The sequence below is a fragment of the Lysobacter sp. S4-A87 genome, assembly GCF_022637455.1.
In the GTDB taxonomy this organism is placed as follows: Bacteria; Pseudomonadota; Gammaproteobacteria; order Xanthomonadales; family Xanthomonadaceae; genus Lysobacter_J.
In genome coordinates this window covers 3,279,646-3,295,415 of record NZ_CP093341.1, presented here as the reverse complement: position 1 = coordinate 3,295,415, position 15,770 = coordinate 3,279,646, and the positions used below count along the sequence as shown (strand labels likewise).

The following is a 15,770-nucleotide window of genomic DNA, read 5'->3' as shown; positions in this document are numbered from 1 at the left end:
CAATACCGCAGCACCTGGCGGCGGATACAGGAACGGCCCGCGGCCCCGGATGGAATCCATCCGAACCCGCGGGCCGTGCAGTTGCGAAAATCAGCCCTTCAGGCGCTTGGCAATCGCGGCACCCAGGTCGCCCGGCGACTTCACCGTCGTGACGCCGGCCTTTTCCATCGCCGCGAACTTGCCTTCGGCCGTGCCCTGGCCGCCCGAGGCGATCGCACCGGCGTGGCCCATGCGCTTGCCCTTCGGTGCGGAGGCGCCGGCGATGAAGCCCACGACCGGCTTGGTCACGTACTTGCTGATGAACTCGGCCGCTTCTTCCTCGGCCGAACCGCCGATCTCGCCGACCATGATGATGCCCTCGGTCTGCGGGTCTTCCTGGAACAGCTTCAGCGCGTCGATGAAGTTGGTGCCGTTGATCGGGTCGCCGCCGATGCCGATGCAGGTCGACTGGCCCAGGCCCACGTCGGTGGTCTGCTTGACCGCTTCATAGGTCAGCGTGCCCGAACGCGAGACGATGCCGATCTTGCCCGGCATGTGGATGTGGCCCGGCATGATGCCGATCTTGCACTCGCCCGGGGTGATGACGCCCGGGCAGTTCGGGCCGACCAGCACGACGTCCTCGAAACCCTTGAGGGTGTTCTTGACGCGCAGCATGTCGAGCACCGGGATGCCTTCGGTGATGCAGACGATGACCTTGATGCCGGCATCGGCCGCTTCCAGGATCGCGTCGGCCGCGAACGGCGGCGGCACGTAGATGACCGAAGCGTCGGCGCCGGTTGCATTGACGGCGTCACGCACGGTGTTGAAGACCGGCAGGCCCAGGTGCTGCGTGCCGCCCTTGCCCGGGGTCACGCCACCGACGACCTTGGTGCCGTAATCGAGCATCTGCTCGGCGTGGAAGGTGCCCTGCGAGCCGGTGAAGCCCTGGACGATCACCTTGGTGTTCTTGTTGATCAAAACGGACATGTCTGTGGCCCCTTACTTGCCAGCGACGGCGGCAACCGCCTTCTTCGCGCCATCGTTGATGTCGTCGGCCGGGGTAATGGCCAGACCCGAGTTCTTCAGAATTTCCTTGCCGGCTTCGACGTTGGTGCCCTCGAGGCGCACGATCACCGGAACCTTGACGTCGACTTCCTTGACCGCGGCGATGATGCCCTCGGCGATCATGTCGCAGCGGACGATGCCGCCGAAGATGTTGACGAAGATCGCCTTGACCTTGTCCGAGGACAGGATCAGCTTGAACGCTTCGGTCACGCGCTCCTTGGTTGCGCCGCCGCCGACGTCGAGGAAGTTGGCCGGCGAACCGCCGTTGAGCGAGATCACGTCCATGGTCGCCATCGCCAGGCCGGCGCCGTTGACCATGCAGCCGATGTTGCCGTCCATGGTGACGTAGTTGAGGTCATGCTGGCTGGCCAGCACCTCGGTCTCGTCTTCCTGGCGGATGTCGCGCATCGCGGCCAGGTCCTTGTGGCGGAACGTGGCGTTGTCGTCGCTGTTGATCTTGCCGTCGAGCACGGCGAGGTCACCGTTGGTGAGGATCGCCAGCGGGTTGAGCTCAACCAGCGCCAGGTCCTTCTCGTTGAACAGCTTGAACAGGCCCAGCATGATCTTGGTCAGCTGGCCGACCTGCTTGGCGTTCAGGCCCAGGGCGAAGCCGAGCTCGCGGCACTCGTAGGGCTGCAGGCCCTGCACGTAGTTCACGTGCAGCGTCTTGATCGCGTCCGGGTTCTCCTCGGCGACCTTCTCGATCTCCACGCCACCCTCGGCGGATGCGATGAAGGTGATCGTCTGGGTCGAACGGTCGACCAGGACCGACAGGTACAGCTCGTTGGCGATGTCGGTGCCCTCGGAGATCAGCACCGAGTCGATCGGCAGGGCGACGCCGGCGGACTGGTAGGTCTCCATCCGGGTGCCGAGCATGGCCTGGGCGTACTGCTTGACCTCGTCATAGGACTTGGCGAGCTTGACGCCGCCAGCCTTGCCGCGGCCACCGGCGTGGATCTGCGCCTTGACCACCCACAGGTCGCCAGGGATGGCCTTGGCCGCCGCGACGGCCTCGTCAGGGGTGCGCGCAACGCGCCCGGCCGGAACAGCGATGCCGTAGTCGGCAAACAGCTGCTTTGCCTGATATTCGTGAAAATTCATGCGTCACCGAGGGGAGTGAAAAGAATCCCCGCGGTCCGGCACGGCCGAGCGCGAGGGGGCCGTATTGTCGCCGATCGGGGCGGTTCGGGCAAAACCGCCGCGTCGCCTCCTTGCCCGCCTTCGCTCCAAGCCCTCCTCCCGCAGTCGGGGAGCGGCTAACCGCCACATCTGGCAACAATGTCCCGCCGCCCCCCATACTCGCGGCCACCACCCGCCCCACCCGGACCGCCGCTTGCCGCTAGCACTTGCCCCGATCGATGCCGCCGATGCCGATCGCGCGCTGCGCCGCGAGCTCTATTTCTTCACCCTGTACCGGCTGCTCGAAGCGGCCCTGCTGGTGTTTTTCCTGTTCGGCCCGGCCACCGAACTGGTCGAGCCGCTGCGCCATGCCCTGGGCGCGCGCTCGGTAGCGCTGGCCTATCTGTTCATCGCCGCACTGCTGTTTGCGTTCGGCAAGCGTGGCGAGCTGCGCAGCCAGACCCTGACCGGCATCGCGGCGGACCTGTTCTTCGGCTTGCTGGCGATGCACACCATGCCCACCGCGGGCACCGGCATCGCGCTGATGCTGCTGTTCAACGTCGGCGCGGCCGCACTGCTGCTGCCACCACGCTACGGCCTCGGCGCCGCCGCAGTGGCGGTGGCCGGCCTGTTTGGCGAGTTCGCCTGGAGCGCGCTGGACGTGACGGTCGATCGCCGCACGTTGGCCGAACCGATGATGTTCGGCATCGGTTACATGGCCATCGCCACCCTGACCAGCATCCTCGGCCGGCAGATGCGCGACAGCTACGACCTGGCCGAGCGCCGCGGTGCCGAAGCCGCGCACCTGGGCGAGATCAACGAGCTGATCATCCGTCGCCTGCGCACCGGCGTCCTGCTGGTCGACCGCGGCGACTGCATACGCCTGGCCAACGAGGCGGCGATGCTGCTGCTCGGCGACGCCGGCGAGAGCACCGACCTGCACGGCCGCCGCAGCCTGGCCGTGGCAGCGCCGGAACTGGCGCGCCGCCTGCAGCGCTGGCGCAGCGACGGCAGCAACAACGACAGTCCGGTGCAGCTTGCGCCGGACCTGCCCGAGGTCGTGCCGCGCTTCACCCGCCTGCTTGCCGGCAGCGACCAGGTGCTGGTCTTCCTCGATGACACCTCGCTGCTGTCGCGCCATGCCGAGTCGATGACCCTGGCCACGCTGGGGCGCTTCTCGGCCAGCCTGGCCCACGAGATCCGCAACCCGTTGGCCGCGATCAATTACGCGGTGCAACTGCTGGAGGAGTCCGACGACATCCCGACCGCAGAGCGGCGGCTGCTGGAGATCATCCGTCAGCAGGGCGTGCGCATGAACGGCATCGTCGAGAACGTGCTGGGCATGGCCCGGCGCGAACCGGCCAAGCCGGAGCACGTCGAGCTGGTCGGCTTCGCCCGCATGTTCGTCGAGGAGTACCTGGAGAGCCACCCGCTCGACCACGACACCCTTCGCACCGGCGGCAAGGTCGCGCGCCTGCCGGTGATGATCGACCCGCGCCAGCTGCACCAGGTGCTGACCGTGCTGGTGCACAACGCCCTGACCTACGGGCGGATGCCGGGCGAACCGGCGCGCGTGTCGGTCCATGTCTTTGCCGACGAGGCCGGCACCCCCTCGATCGACGTACTCGATCGCGGCCCGGGCATTCCGGAGTCGGTTGCGTCGCGCCTGTTCCGGCCGTTCTTCACCACCTCCAGCCATGGCACCGGCCTGGGCCTCTACATCGCCCGGGAACTTTGCCGGGCCAACCAGGCGACCCTGGACTACGTCGCGATGCCCGGCGGCGGGGGCTGCTTCCGGATCCGGCTGGTCGGCAGCCATACCTTGTTGTCTGCCTGACCCGGCGGGACGGCCGGTCAACGCCACGCATCGTTGCCGCCGGCCTGCCGTGTGACCTGAACGCACGAAGCGCGTCACTTCCGCTTGGCTCTTCACGCGGCCTTAAGTTATCGTGGCGCACGGAGGGGACGATGGCCGAAACACGTAGTGCACTGGTGGTTGACGACGAACGCGATATTCGCGAGCTGCTCGTCATGACATTGGGGAGGATGGGATTGCGTTGCGATACCGCCTCCACCATCGGGGAGGCACGCAGCCAGCTGTCCCGCAATCGCTATGACCTCTGCCTGACCGACATGCGCCTGCCGGACGGTTCGGGCATGGACCTGGTCGCAGAGATCAGCCAGAAGCACCCCGAGACCCCGGTCGCCATGATCACCGCCTTCGGCAATGTCGAAGCGGCGGTCGAGGCGCTGAAGGCCGGTGCGTTCGACTTTGTCGCCAAACCCGTCGACCTGGCGGTGCTGCGCGACCTGGTCCGCCATGCCCTGGACCTCCACGAGAGCCGTCGCAGCGCGCCGCCGGCCGACGCCGTCGCCGCCCGCCTGTACGGCCAGTCGCCGGCCATGACCACCCTGCGCCAGACCATCGCCAAGGTGGCGCGCAGCCAGGCGCCGGTCTATATCGTCGGCGAGTCGGGCGTGGGCAAGGAGCTGGTCGCCCGCACCATCCACGCCGAAGGCGGTCGCGCCAGCGGCCCGTTCGTTCCGGTCAATTGCGGCGCGATCCCGGCCGAGTTGATGGAGAGCGAGTTCTTCGGCCACAAGAAGGGCAGCTTCACCGGCGCCCACGCCGACAAGCCGGGCCTGTTCCAGAGCGCCGACGGCGGCACGCTGTTCCTGGACGAGATCGCCGAACTGCCGCTGTCGATGCAGGTCAAGCTGCTGCGCGCGATCCAGGAAAAGTCGATCCGCCCGGTCGGCGCCAACAGCGAAGTACCGGTCGACGTGCGCATCCTGTCGGCCACCCACAAGGACCTGGGCGCGCTCGTCACCGACGGCCGCTTCCGCCAGGACCTTTACTACCGCATCAACGTCATCGAACTGCGCGTGCCGCCGCTGCGCGAGCGCCAGGATGACCTGTCCGGCCTGGTCGCAATGGTGCTCAAGCGCCTGGCCACGGCGCAGTCGCGCCCGGTGCCTGCGATCAGCGACGACGCCCTCGAGGTGCTGCGCAGCTATTCCTTCCCGGGCAACGTGCGCGAACTGGAGAACATCCTCGAGCGCGCGCTGGCCCTGGCCGAGGACGAGATCCTTACTGCCGACGACCTGCGCCTGCCGCAGGCAGCGCAGGCGCAGAACCCGGTATTCCCGGGCGCGAGCCCCGCCGCCACCGCCTCGCCGCCGTCACCGGCCCCGATTGCCGTACCCGGGCAGCCGATGATGGCGATCGACCCGCGCACGCTCAATCCACGCGACACAGCCAGCAGCCCGCTCCCCTCCTACATAGAGGAGATCGAGCGCGCGGCGATCCAGCAGGCACTGCAGGAAAACCGCTACAACAAGACGCGCACCGCAGCGGCGCTGGGCATCACGTTCCGGGCGCTGCGGTACAAGCTGAAGAAGCTGGGGATCGATTGATCCCGCACCGGTGCGCGAGCACCGGCATTGATCGCGCAGTACAGGTGCCGCCGCTGGCGCGATTTCGCGCGGACATCCGGCATGACCCATCAAGTCGACTTGCGCGGAATGCACTTCGGGCCGCCTGTCCGGGCCGCATGGCCAACCAAACTACCCCGTCCCTTGCGCTCGCGGCAGTGACGCAACTCGTCACTTTTTCCCAATCCAGTGACGAAACGCGTCACCCCACCTGGGGCTAGAACTGACCCTAATCGTGATATCGCGAGCAGATCGGATTACTCAGCGCTGAATAGCTACCTTGGCACGGCTTATGCGTGTACTTTTCCAGCACGTGCGGTGAGCACGGCTGCCCGAGGACCGGAACGCCGGCCCACAGGCACGTGAAGTAACAAAAAACACTCCTAGGGGAATCACATGAAGAACAATCAGCAAGGCTTCACCCTGATCGAACTGATGATCGTCGTGGCGATCATCGCCATCCTGGCCGCGATCGCGCTGCCGGCTTACCAGGACTACGTCGCTCGTAGCCAGGTGTCGGAAGCGATGAGCCTGGCTTCGGGCGCCAAGACCGCCGTGGCCGAGCAGTACGCCAACGTCGGCTCCTTCGCCTCGATCACCAATGCCACCGCCGGCCTGGCCGTTGCTGGCTCGATCAAGGGCGACTACGTCTCCCAGGTCACCGTCGCCGGTGGCGTCGTCACCGCCACGATGGGCGGCAAGGCCAGCAAGAAGCTCGTCCCGGGCACGCTCGTCATGTCGCCGAGCGACCAGGGCGGCAGCATCTCCTGGACCTGCACCAACAGCACCGTCAACAACAAGTACCTGCCGAGCAGCTGCCGCTAAGCGGTTGCCCGCAGTCTGTTGTTACAAAGGGCCGCCTTGTGCGGCCCTTTGTTTTTTCGCAGATCGCAACGACATGAATTCCCGCCTGCGCTTCACGCTCCTTTCAATGGTCATGCTGCTTGCCTGCCTGGCTGTCTATTGGCCGGGACTCCATGGAGGGTTCATCTTCGATGACTTCCCGAACCTGGTAGCGGACCAGGACTGGAAGCTCACCGAAATGACCATGGCCCAGTGGCGCCGTGCCGTGGGACATGGTTTGTCCAGCGCCTCGGGGCGACCGCTGGCCATGGCCACGTTTGCGCTGAACCACTACTTCACCGGCCTGGATCCGTTCTGGCTGAAGCTGACCAATCTGGCCTTCCACCTTTGCAACGGCATGCTGGTGGTCGCGCTTTGCCGCCTGTTGCTTGCACAACTTTGCAAGCCGACAGGCGCCTCCCAGGCGACCACCGCGTCGACGCTCATTCCCTGGGTGCTGTCGGCCGCCTGGCTGCTGCATCCGTTGCAGGTCTCCAGCGTCCTTTACGTGGTGCAGCGGATGGAGATCGCCGCGACCACGTTCGTCCTGCTTGCGGTGTTGGCCTATCTGCGCGGCCGCACCCTCCAGATCGCGGGAAACCGGGCATGGCCATGGCTCGCGGCCGCGGCCGCGTCGACAGTCGTTGGTTGCGCCTTCAAGGAATCGGCGCTGCTCGTACCAGGCTTCGCGCTGCTGCTCGAGATATGCTTCCTGAAATTCGAGGGACGCGACGGGAATCGCTCGCGGATCTGGGTCTGGGCATACGCCGCAGGCGTTTCGATAGCGGTGGCCGCGTTTGTACTGTTCGCAGTGCCGCACTGGGCCTCGCCGGAGGCGTACGCGCAACGCGACTTCACCGTCGGCCAGCGCCTGCTCACGCAGATTCCGGTGCTTGCCACGTACCTCGGCCAGATTTTCTACCCGACTCCCGACCGGCTCTGGTTCTACTACGACAACTTTCCGATTTCGACGGGGCTTTTCGCGCCGCCGGCAACCGCCTGGTCTGCGATGCTGCTGGCCGGACTGGCGATCGTGGCAATTGCCAGTCGACGCCGCTGGCCCATGGTTGGATTCGGACTGGGGTGGTTCCTGGTGGCGCACGGCCTCACGAGCAATATTCCCGCGCTGGAACTGGCATTCGAGCACCGCAACTACCTGGCGTTGCTGGGAGTCCTGCTGGCCCTGGTGCAGCCCTTGTCGTGGGCGACCACCCGGCTCAGCCCCGGCGTTCGCCAGGTCGTCGTCGCCATGCCGCTGATCGCGCTTGCTTTCCTCTGCTCGCTCCAGGTCATGGCCTGGGGCAACCCGCAGCGCCTCCCGCTGGAGCTGGCGACTCGCAACGCCGACTCGCCGCGTGCTTCGTACTACCTCGGCGAAGCCCTGCTCAGGAGCGCAGGCAACGATCCTCAAACGCCGCAATGGTCGATGGCGCGACGCGAGTTTGAGCATGTCGCCGACATCAGCAGGACCAATGCCATGGGCGAACAGGCGTTGCTGATCATGGACGGGCGCAGTCAGCGACCAATTTCCCCCGAACTCTGGTCCCAACTACGACGTAAGCTGACACTGCGGTCAGATGCCGGCCCGGACACCCTGAGCGCAACACACGCGCTGGTGAACTGCAGCATCGTCGGACAGTGCACTTGGAATGAGTCCGAGTTGCAGGCGACGCTCAACGCGCTTCTGTCCCGCTACCCGACCAGTGCACCGGTGCACGCGATCTACGGAAACTACGCGCAGAACGTGCTGCATGATCCAGATTTCGCAATCAGACTGCTTCGATTTGCAACATCTCGCGAACCGCGCAACAGCCAATACATCGCCAATCTGACAAAGGTCCTGCTGGATTCCGGCTCCCCCGCCAACCGCCGCGAAGGGCTGGCGCTCAAGGCGCGACTGGAATCGATGAACGGTGATGGACACCTGACTACTGAGCTGGCCGAGATCTCGCGCATTCTCGCTGCACCTCCAGCCAGCGCCCCTGACAATGGCCGCCTCTGAGCTTCCCTCGTCGCCGATGACACCGCGCTGGTTTGATTCCACCCGTGCAGTCGTTGCTGCATCGATCGCGCTCGTTGCATTGGCTGCAGTTGTATTCCTGCCCGCGCTGCAGGGCGGCTTTCTTTTCGACGACTTCGCCAATCTGCCGGCGCTGGGGCGTTATGGTCCGATCGCGGATTGGCCGAGCCTCCTGCGTTACGCAACTTCCGGCATCGCTGACCCGACCGGTCGCCCCGTGTCGACCCTGAGCTTCCTCATCGATGCCAGCAACTGGCCGGCGGACCCGTATCCGTTCAAGCGGACCAACCTGCTCGTCCACCTGCTCAATGGTGTCCTGCTGGCGGGCGTGTTGTTGCAGTCCGGGCGCCGCGTCCAACTCGGAGAGGCACACGCCCGCGCCGCCGCACTGCTTGGCGCGGCGCTGTGGTGCCTGCATCCGCTCTGGGTATCGACCGTCGCATACGTGATCCAGCGCCATGCGATGCTGCCGGTCACCTTCGTGCTGATCGGGATCGCGCTGTGGTATCGCGCCAACGATGCCTTCAGCGCCGGCTTCCACCGCAAGGGCTCGCTGCTGGCATTGGTCTCGGTGATGGGCTGCGGACTGCTCGCCGGCTTGAGCAAGGCCAATGGCTTCCTTCTGCCCGCGCTGCTGCTCGTACTGCAGGTCACGGTGCTGGACCGCCCGGCGAACCAGCGGAACTCGCAGCTGCCTGCACCCGCGCGGCTGGGGCTGCTGTGGTTGCCAACGGCAGCGATCGTTCTGTGGTTGACCTGGATCGGCATCTGGCACTGGGGCGACACGTTTGGACGGCCCTGGACCGTCGGCCAGCGACTGCTGACCGAACCGCGCGCGCTGTGCGATTACGTCTGGCTCCTGCTCAGGCCGGTTGTCCATTCGCGCGGCCTGTTCGCCGACGATTTTGCCGTCTCCACGAGCCTTTGGAGTCCGTCGAGCTCCCTGCCGGCGCTCGTCGCGGTCCTGGCCTGTGCCGCAACCGCCTGGCGGTACCGCAAGCGGACGCCCGCCGTCGCCGCCGGCATCCTGTTCTTCCTCTGCGGCCACCTGGTGGAGAGCACCTCCTATCCTCTGGAGTTGTACTTCGAGCATCGCAACTACCTGCCCGCGCTGTTCCTGGGATGGCCTCTGGGCATTTGGTTGACCGCGCCTGGCAAGTGGCTTGCCGGGCGAAGCGCAACGGCGATCGTCCTGCTCGGCACGATTGCCCTGATAACCCACTCGCGCGCTTCGCTATGGGGTGACCCGCAGCGATTGGGCATGTCGTGGGCGGAGCACTTCCCTGCATCTGCTCGGGCACAGGCGTATGCGGCTGCATTGGAGCTGGACAATGGCCATCCCGAAAAGGCGGTTGCCCGACTGCGTCCACGTCTGGACACGACCGAGGTCCAGTACGCGTTGAATCTCATCGATGCCGAATGTGCCGTTGGCTCGGTGCGCCCGGCGACGTTGACGGCAGCCGAAAGCACCATTGAACGGACCGGTGTCGGCAAGGACCTGGTGCACCACTGGTTACGCGACAAGCTCGAAGCACCCGCACCTGCGTGCGATGGCCTGGACGGCGCCTACGAGCGCCTCGTGGCCGCAGCCCGGCGCCACCCGGCCCCGGAGCCAATGGAGTCGAACAGGCTCAGCCAGCTGTCCGGATTGCTGGCATTGCATCGGGGTCATTGCCGCAATTCGCTGGATTCCTTCAACGACGGCCTGCGTTTCGAACGGCATGCAGCACAGGTCTTTGGACAAGCTGGAATGCTGGCGACCCATTGCGGCGCGGCAACAGCCCTGCCGCACATCGTGCGGTACCGCATGCGGCCCCTTCGGGACGATACGGCGGGCAAACCGGGCATGCCGCGCATCCATCAGTGGGTTCTGCTGCGTCAGCATTACTGGGAAGACGAGCTCAACCGCCTGGAGTCGCTGCTGCGGTCAGAAGTGGCCGACAGCCGAGAAGCGGCCCCGATGGGTCATGTCCCCCAGCAGTAAGTGACCCTCCGGGTCCAAATGTTCGCGCGACTTGGGGCCGCCGTCCGGCCGAAAACGGGTTCTCTACCGTTGGCTCCCGCTGAGCCACCGTTCGTCTGTCGAAATGTGACATCGTTCCGGAACCTATAGTTGGCATGGAACTTGAGTCTGCTTCTGTGTGTGGACGTCGAATCTCCAGGAGGAAGCATGTACTCGGATCGTGGTTTTACGCTGATCGAACTCATGATCGTGGTTGCGATCATCGCTATCCTCGCTGCAATCGCCCTGCCGGCATACCAGGACTACGTGACGCGCGCCCAGGTCGCGGAAGGCTTCGGCCTTGCCACTGGCGCCAAGCTCGCCGTCGCTCTCTACTACGGCGACAGAGGGGAATATCCGGCTGACAACGCGCAAGCAGGCATGGCGGCCCCGGCCTCGATCAGCGGACGCCACGTGCAGTCCGTGACCGTCGACAACACCGGGCAGATCGAAGTGCGCTTCAGCAGCAATGCCAACGCCAAGATCCAATCGGCAGTCCTCACGCTCCAGGCACAGAACAACGATGGCAGCCTGAGCTGGCGGTGCGGCGGACTGGAGGCAAAGTACCTTCCCGCCCCCTGCCGCTAGGAGTCGCACGGGGCATCCCGCATCATGTCCTCCCCGGACACGTCCCGGCTCGCCCGCTCTACCTGAAATGACCGAAGACATTACCGGCAGCAAGCGCGCGACCGTGCTCATGGTCAGCACCTCGTACCCGGCCGACAGCGGCGACTGGCGAGGGCTCTTCATCCGGCAGATGACCCTGGCGCTGGCGCGGCGGAACGACATCCAACTGCGGCTCTGGTCGCCACCGGGTGAAACCCCCGCCAACGCAAGCTACGTTGCTACCGAGGACGAAGCGCATTGGCTGGCCTCGCTGATGGCGGCTGGCGGCATTGCCCACCTGGTCCGCACAGGCGGCATGCGCGGACTGGCCGCGCCACTGCGCCTGCTCTCGATGTTGCGGCGTCTATACCAGCGCGAAACCGGCACGCGTCTCTACCATGTCAACTGGCTCCAGAACGCCCTGACCCTGCCGCGCAACGACACGCCCTTGCTCGTTACGGTGCTGGGCACGGACATGCAGCTGCTCAAGCTTCCCGGCATGACATCCCTGCTGCGAAGGGCATTCCGGGGTCGCCGCGTAGCGATCTGCCCGAATGCCGACTGGATGCACGACGACCTGGTCCGCCGGTTCGGCGACATCGCCGAGGTGGAAGTGGTCCCGTTCGGTATCGATCCGGGCTGGTTCGAGATCGATCGATCCACGCGCGTGGAGGTGCCCGCCAAATGGCTTTGCGTGTCGCGGCTGACCCGCGGAAAGTTGGGCACGCTGCTCGACTGGGGCGCTCCCTACTTCTCGGGACGTCAACGCGAACTGCATCTTTTCGGTCCGATGCAGCAGGAGATGGCCCTGCCGGACTGGGTCCACTACCACGGCCCGGCCACGCCGGCGTCGCTGTGCGCGGAGTGGTTCCCGCAGGCGTGCGGCCTGATTTCCATGAGCCAGCACGCCGAGGGCAGGCCCCAGGTGATGCTGGAAGCGATGGCCGCCGGACTGCCCATCGTCGCATCGCGCATCGCGGCCCATGAGGATCTACTGGACCACCGTGAAACTGGCCTGCTGTGTGGCGATCTGGCCGAACTAGGGGACGCGCTCGCCCTCCTCGACGATCCGGCAGCCAACGTGCAAGTGGGTCAACGCGCCCGGGCCTGGGCGCAGGAACGGATCGGCACGTGGGACGACTGCGCGGAACGTTACGCCGTCATGTACCGGCGACTGGGCGCGATGTCGCCCTGACAGTCGTCGACGCGACCAACGGCGGAATCAGCGTTCGCGCGGCGCGAAAGGCGCGAACAACAGGCCCAGGACGACGTCGACGAACAACATGCTGACGCGGCCGACGATGGCCATCAGGGCCACCGAATCGCCCGGGAAATCCTTGGCAAGCCAAGCAAAGACCAGCTCACGGACGCCAAGTCCGGATGGCGTGATCAGCGAAACATAACCGGCGAACCAGGCCAGCATGTAGTACGCACACAACTGTGCGCCGCCTGCCGCGCCGAGTGTCGGGTACGAAGCGCCATACAACAGCCACGCCCCGTAGTAGAGGACCCAGCTGGCAGCGAACAGCGTGAATATCCTGAAGCGGACGGCAACCGGCGCCTGGGCGAGGCCTTCGGCGGCGAGCAGCTTGTCGCTCAATGCCGCCGGCAGGCGCGAAATCCACCCGGTCACGGCCGGCCGGGAGACCAGCAACCACCCGCCCCAGTACGCGACCAGGCCCGCGGCAAGCGAGAGCAGGCCCCATCCGGCTCCCCGGGAAAATCCAAGCACCAGCCACGAGGACCACAAAGCGAAGAATATGGCGAACAGCATGTGGCTGACATTGGCGCGAACCCAGTCGCCCAATGATCCGGCCGACCTGGCGGCAATCCATTGGTAACCGATCCCCCAGACCCGGCCCGGGAGGTGTTTGAGCAATTGCGCGGTGAAATGCAGATGCGCCAGCTGGCGGTGCGGCAGGCCCCTGATGCCGAACACCCCCGCCATCGCGACAAAGGCCTCGAAGACCAGGATGCTCGATGCGATCGACACGACGGTACCCAGCAGCAGCAGCCAGACGCTGATCTGGTTGCTTCGTGCCGCCAACCCGGGCCAGGCGCGTGCCAGCAGCAGCAACACCCAGACCAGTGCCGCCAGCGTCACGATGGCGGCGACGACACGCCATGCGGTGCGCAGGTTGCGCGAAAGTACAGGCTTGCGATCGCTGTCCGACATGTCGCGCAGTCGGCTTACTGCTCGTTCGCGGATCGATCGTGAGGTTCGGGCTTCCACAGCAGCCAGATGAACCCCGGGAACATGCCCCTGAGATTGGCGTAGAGGAAATGGGCGATGCGCGCCTTGGCCGTGCCGCCGAGCATGTACGCCGCACCGTATCGGTCGGGCTGCAGGAGCACCTTGCCGGTGTAGTCGTCGACCCGGAATGCAGAGGCCAGCTTCAGCAGTTCCCGGTAGCCCAGGTGCCGCTCGTAGTACGCATCGCCCTTGCCGAGCAGGCGGACATAGCGATCTGCCATCGGCGCGGGCAACCACGACAGGAACGGCAGCTTGTGGTGCCGCTCCATCAGCGCCCAGCGGTTGGTCGCGGCGAAATAACAGACGCCGCCCGGACGCAGGACCCGGTGGATCTGCTTCATCAGCTGATTGGGATCCGGAACATGCTCGTAGACCTGCGAGCAGATCACCACATCGAACGTCTCATCGGCGAAGCTGAGCTGCATCGCGTCGTCCACCTGGAAGCGGACATTGCTGGCGGCGCACCGCTCCTGAGCGAGCGCAATGGCATCCTGGTCGATGTCGACGCCCATCACCGACGCTACGTGCCCGGCCAGGAATTCGTCGATGAACCCCGTCGAGCAACCCAGGTTCAAGACGGCGGCCGCGGCAAGCCTGTCGCCAATCGCCTCCTGCAGGATCGCCTGCATGGTAGCGGCCTTGCGCTGGCGCCCCTGCGCGGAATGCATCTGCTCGTTTCCGCGCGAATAGTCGTACTGGTAGCCACGATCGGTCGTCACTACGGGCAGATCCTCTTCTTGTCGACGCACGCGTTGCAGACTCACGGCTTGATGGCCACCAGGCGGTAGCCCGAGGTCAGCGCGGGCCAGTTCGGCAACCACCTTCCGCCCAGCCATGCGCCCACGTTGACGATGGGCACCAGCGCCAGCAGCAGCGGCGCAGCGACCAGCCAGGCACTGCGACGAAGCCAGGCTTCATGGACCGACCCCGCCAGCGCGATGCACATCAGCAGTCCGGACGATTCCAGCGAGCCGCTGCTGTGCCTGACCCATTCCAGCTGCAAACCGGCTTGCTCGATATCGCGCCGGAGTCCGTGCACGGTCAGTCGCTGGTAGTCGTGCGGCGCATCGTGCACGGGATAGAGGAACGGCACGGAAACCAGCAGGCGGCCGCCGCTCCGCAAGACGCGCTGACACTCCTGCAAGGCTTCGCGCGGGCAGCGCAGATGCTCGAAAACATCCAACAACAGCACCGTGTCGATCGAGGCGTCGGAAAGAGGCAACTGGGCGGCGTCGGCGAGGATGTCCGGCCGGGCGCCATACAGCGCCACGCCCGTGGCCGGGTAATCAAGCCCGATGTAGCGGGTGCCCGGCGGCAGGTGTCGGCTCGCCCAGCGATCGGCGCATCCTATGTCGAGCACATCGCCATTGGCACGGCTGAAAAAGTCCGGTGCCGATTGCAGGTCGGCGGGCACCAGCCACTGGGGATGCAGTGGCGTGCTGCGCAAACGCCGAAGGAACGACCGGGCTCGCGCAGCCAGCACTGCCATTACTTGTTTCCGCGGCTGTAGGACAGCGACGTGATCTGTTCGGAAATGAGACCGATCAGGAAAATGATCACCGCCGCACTGAACAACAAGGCGCTCATGTTCGTGAAGCGGCCCTGGGTCGCATAGGTCCAGCCGTAGTAACCCGACCCGATGAGGAAGAATGCCAATCCGGCTGGCGCGAACAACTTGAGCGGCGAGTACAAGGTCGCGATCTTGAAGATGATCAGCAGGAAGCGGACTCCATCCTTCAGGGGACGGATATGGCTTCCGTTGCCCACTCTCTTTGCCACCGGAATCTGCACGTAGGCCACCGGGTAGGCGCTTCGGAAGAAGGCCATGGTGCTGGTGGTGGGGTAACTGAATCCGTTGGGCAGCAGGTGCAGGAACTCGCGGAACCTGTCGGCTCGCGCCGCGCGAAAACCGGACGTCAGATCCAGGATGGAGTGCCCGGTCATCCAGCTCGCCAGCCGGTTGTACAGACCGTTGGCCAGTCCACGATGGAAGTTGGCCTGGCCCGAGCCATCGCGCGCGCCCACGACCATGTCGAAGCCCTCGGCGAGCTTGTCCAGCAACTGCCCGATGTGGGCCGCGCTGTGCTGTCCGTCGGCATCCATGAACACGATCACGTCGCCGGTGGCCGCCCGCGCGCCGCGCTTGATCGCTGCGCCGTTACCCATCGAGTAGGGCGAGGAAAGCACCCTCGCACCGTGCCCGGTCGCCACCGCGGCGGTTTCGTCGCTGGACCCATCGTCGACCACGATGATCTCGGCCTCGGGCCATTGCTCCCGCAGCGCGGGCAGTGTCCTGGCCAGGCCTTCGGCTTCGTTCTTTGCAGGTAGTACTACAGAAACGCGCATCCCCTCCCCCTTTGTCACAGAGTAGGCGATCGGGGCTCCCCCAGGAAGGTGCAGGCGTCCCTGTTTTATTAATGGGGGCCGGGTCGTGGAACTGCACAAAC

General features: G+C 65.6%; 13 protein-coding genes. 7 read left to right on the top strand and 6 right to left on the bottom strand.

The features are described 5' to 3' along the window. Window positions 1–90 precede the first annotated feature (90 nt). Entirely contained in the window at window positions 91–966 is an 876-nt protein-coding gene (gene sucD / locus MNR01_RS14790; RefSeq protein ID WP_241918520.1) for a succinate--CoA ligase subunit alpha, read from the bottom strand. Between the two features lie 12 nt (window positions 967–978). After that, window positions 979–2,145, bottom strand: coding sequence for an ADP-forming succinate--CoA ligase subunit beta (sucC, locus tag MNR01_RS14785; protein ID WP_241918519.1), 1,167 nt, complete (start codon window positions 2,143–2,145; stop codon window positions 979–981). Between the two features lie 232 nt (window positions 2,146–2,377). Here sucC and MNR01_RS14780 point away from each other — a divergent pair, with 232 nt between their 5' ends. The 7 genes from MNR01_RS14780 to MNR01_RS14750 all read left to right on the top strand — a co-directional run bounded on the left by MNR01_RS14780 (window position 2,378) and on the right by MNR01_RS14750 (window position 12,264). Continuing rightward, window positions 2,378–4,000: an ATP-binding protein gene (locus MNR01_RS14780; protein WP_241918518.1), complete on the top strand. Its 1,623-nt coding sequence runs from the start codon at window positions 2,378–2,380 to the stop codon at window positions 3,998–4,000. Window positions 4,001–4,131: 131 nt separating this feature from the next. After that, window positions 4,132–5,580 carry a sigma-54 dependent transcriptional regulator gene (locus MNR01_RS14775; protein ID WP_241918517.1) on the top strand — a complete coding sequence of 483 codons (1,449 nt, stop codon included), beginning with the start codon at window positions 4,132–4,134 and terminating at the stop codon, window positions 5,578–5,580. A 414-nt stretch (window positions 5,581–5,994) separates the two neighbouring features. Next, complete coding sequence (locus tag MNR01_RS14770) at window positions 5,995–6,423, top strand: pilin (RefSeq protein WP_241918516.1); 429 nt, start codon at window positions 5,995–5,997, stop codon at window positions 6,421–6,423. A gap of 73 nt (window positions 6,424–6,496) precedes the next feature. After that, window positions 6,497–8,443 carry a hypothetical protein gene (locus MNR01_RS14765; RefSeq protein ID WP_241918515.1) on the top strand — a complete coding sequence of 649 codons (1,947 nt, stop codon included), beginning with the start codon at window positions 6,497–6,499 and terminating at the stop codon, window positions 8,441–8,443. A gap of 481 nt (window positions 8,444–8,924) precedes the next feature. Beyond that, window positions 8,925–10,445 carry a hypothetical protein gene (locus MNR01_RS14760; protein ID WP_241918514.1) on the top strand — a complete coding sequence of 507 codons (1,521 nt, stop codon included), beginning with the start codon at window positions 8,925–8,927 and terminating at the stop codon, window positions 10,443–10,445. Window positions 10,446–10,631: 186 nt separating this feature from the next. Then, window positions 10,632–11,051, top strand: a complete 420-nt coding sequence (locus MNR01_RS14755) for a pilin (protein ID WP_241918513.1) — start codon at window positions 10,632–10,634, stop codon at window positions 11,049–11,051. A 67-nt stretch (window positions 11,052–11,118) separates the two neighbouring features. Continuing rightward, window positions 11,119–12,264 carry a glycosyltransferase family 4 protein gene (locus MNR01_RS14750; RefSeq protein ID WP_241918512.1) on the top strand — a complete coding sequence of 382 codons (1,146 nt, stop codon included), beginning with the start codon at window positions 11,119–11,121 and terminating at the stop codon, window positions 12,262–12,264. Between the two features lie 27 nt (window positions 12,265–12,291). On the opposite strand, the gene MNR01_RS14745 is transcribed toward MNR01_RS14750, so the two are convergent. Genes MNR01_RS14745 through MNR01_RS14730 form a run of 4 tightly spaced genes read right to left on the bottom strand, consistent with a single transcriptional unit; the run spans window position 12,292 to window position 15,669 of the window. Next, the gene (locus tag MNR01_RS14745; RefSeq protein ID WP_241918511.1) at window positions 12,292–13,245 is read right to left on the bottom strand and encodes a hypothetical protein; all 954 of its coding nucleotides are present in this window, start codon (window positions 13,243–13,245) and stop codon (window positions 12,292–12,294) included. A gap of 14 nt (window positions 13,246–13,259) precedes the next feature. Next, window positions 13,260–14,144, bottom strand: a complete 885-nt coding sequence (locus tag MNR01_RS14740; protein WP_241918510.1) for a class I SAM-dependent methyltransferase — start codon at window positions 14,142–14,144, stop codon at window positions 13,260–13,262. After that, window positions 14,084–14,812, bottom strand: a complete 729-nt coding sequence (locus MNR01_RS14735) for a class I SAM-dependent methyltransferase (protein WP_241918509.1) — start codon at window positions 14,810–14,812, stop codon at window positions 14,084–14,086. Before MNR01_RS14735 ends, MNR01_RS14740 begins: the two co-directional genes overlap by 61 nt. Continuing rightward, on the bottom strand, window positions 14,812–15,669 hold the full coding sequence (locus MNR01_RS14730; protein WP_241918508.1) for a glycosyltransferase family 2 protein: 858 nt from the start codon (window positions 15,667–15,669) through the stop codon (window positions 14,812–14,814). The genes MNR01_RS14735 and MNR01_RS14730 overlap by 1 nt, the downstream gene beginning before the upstream one ends. Window positions 15,670–15,770 lie beyond the last annotated feature (101 nt).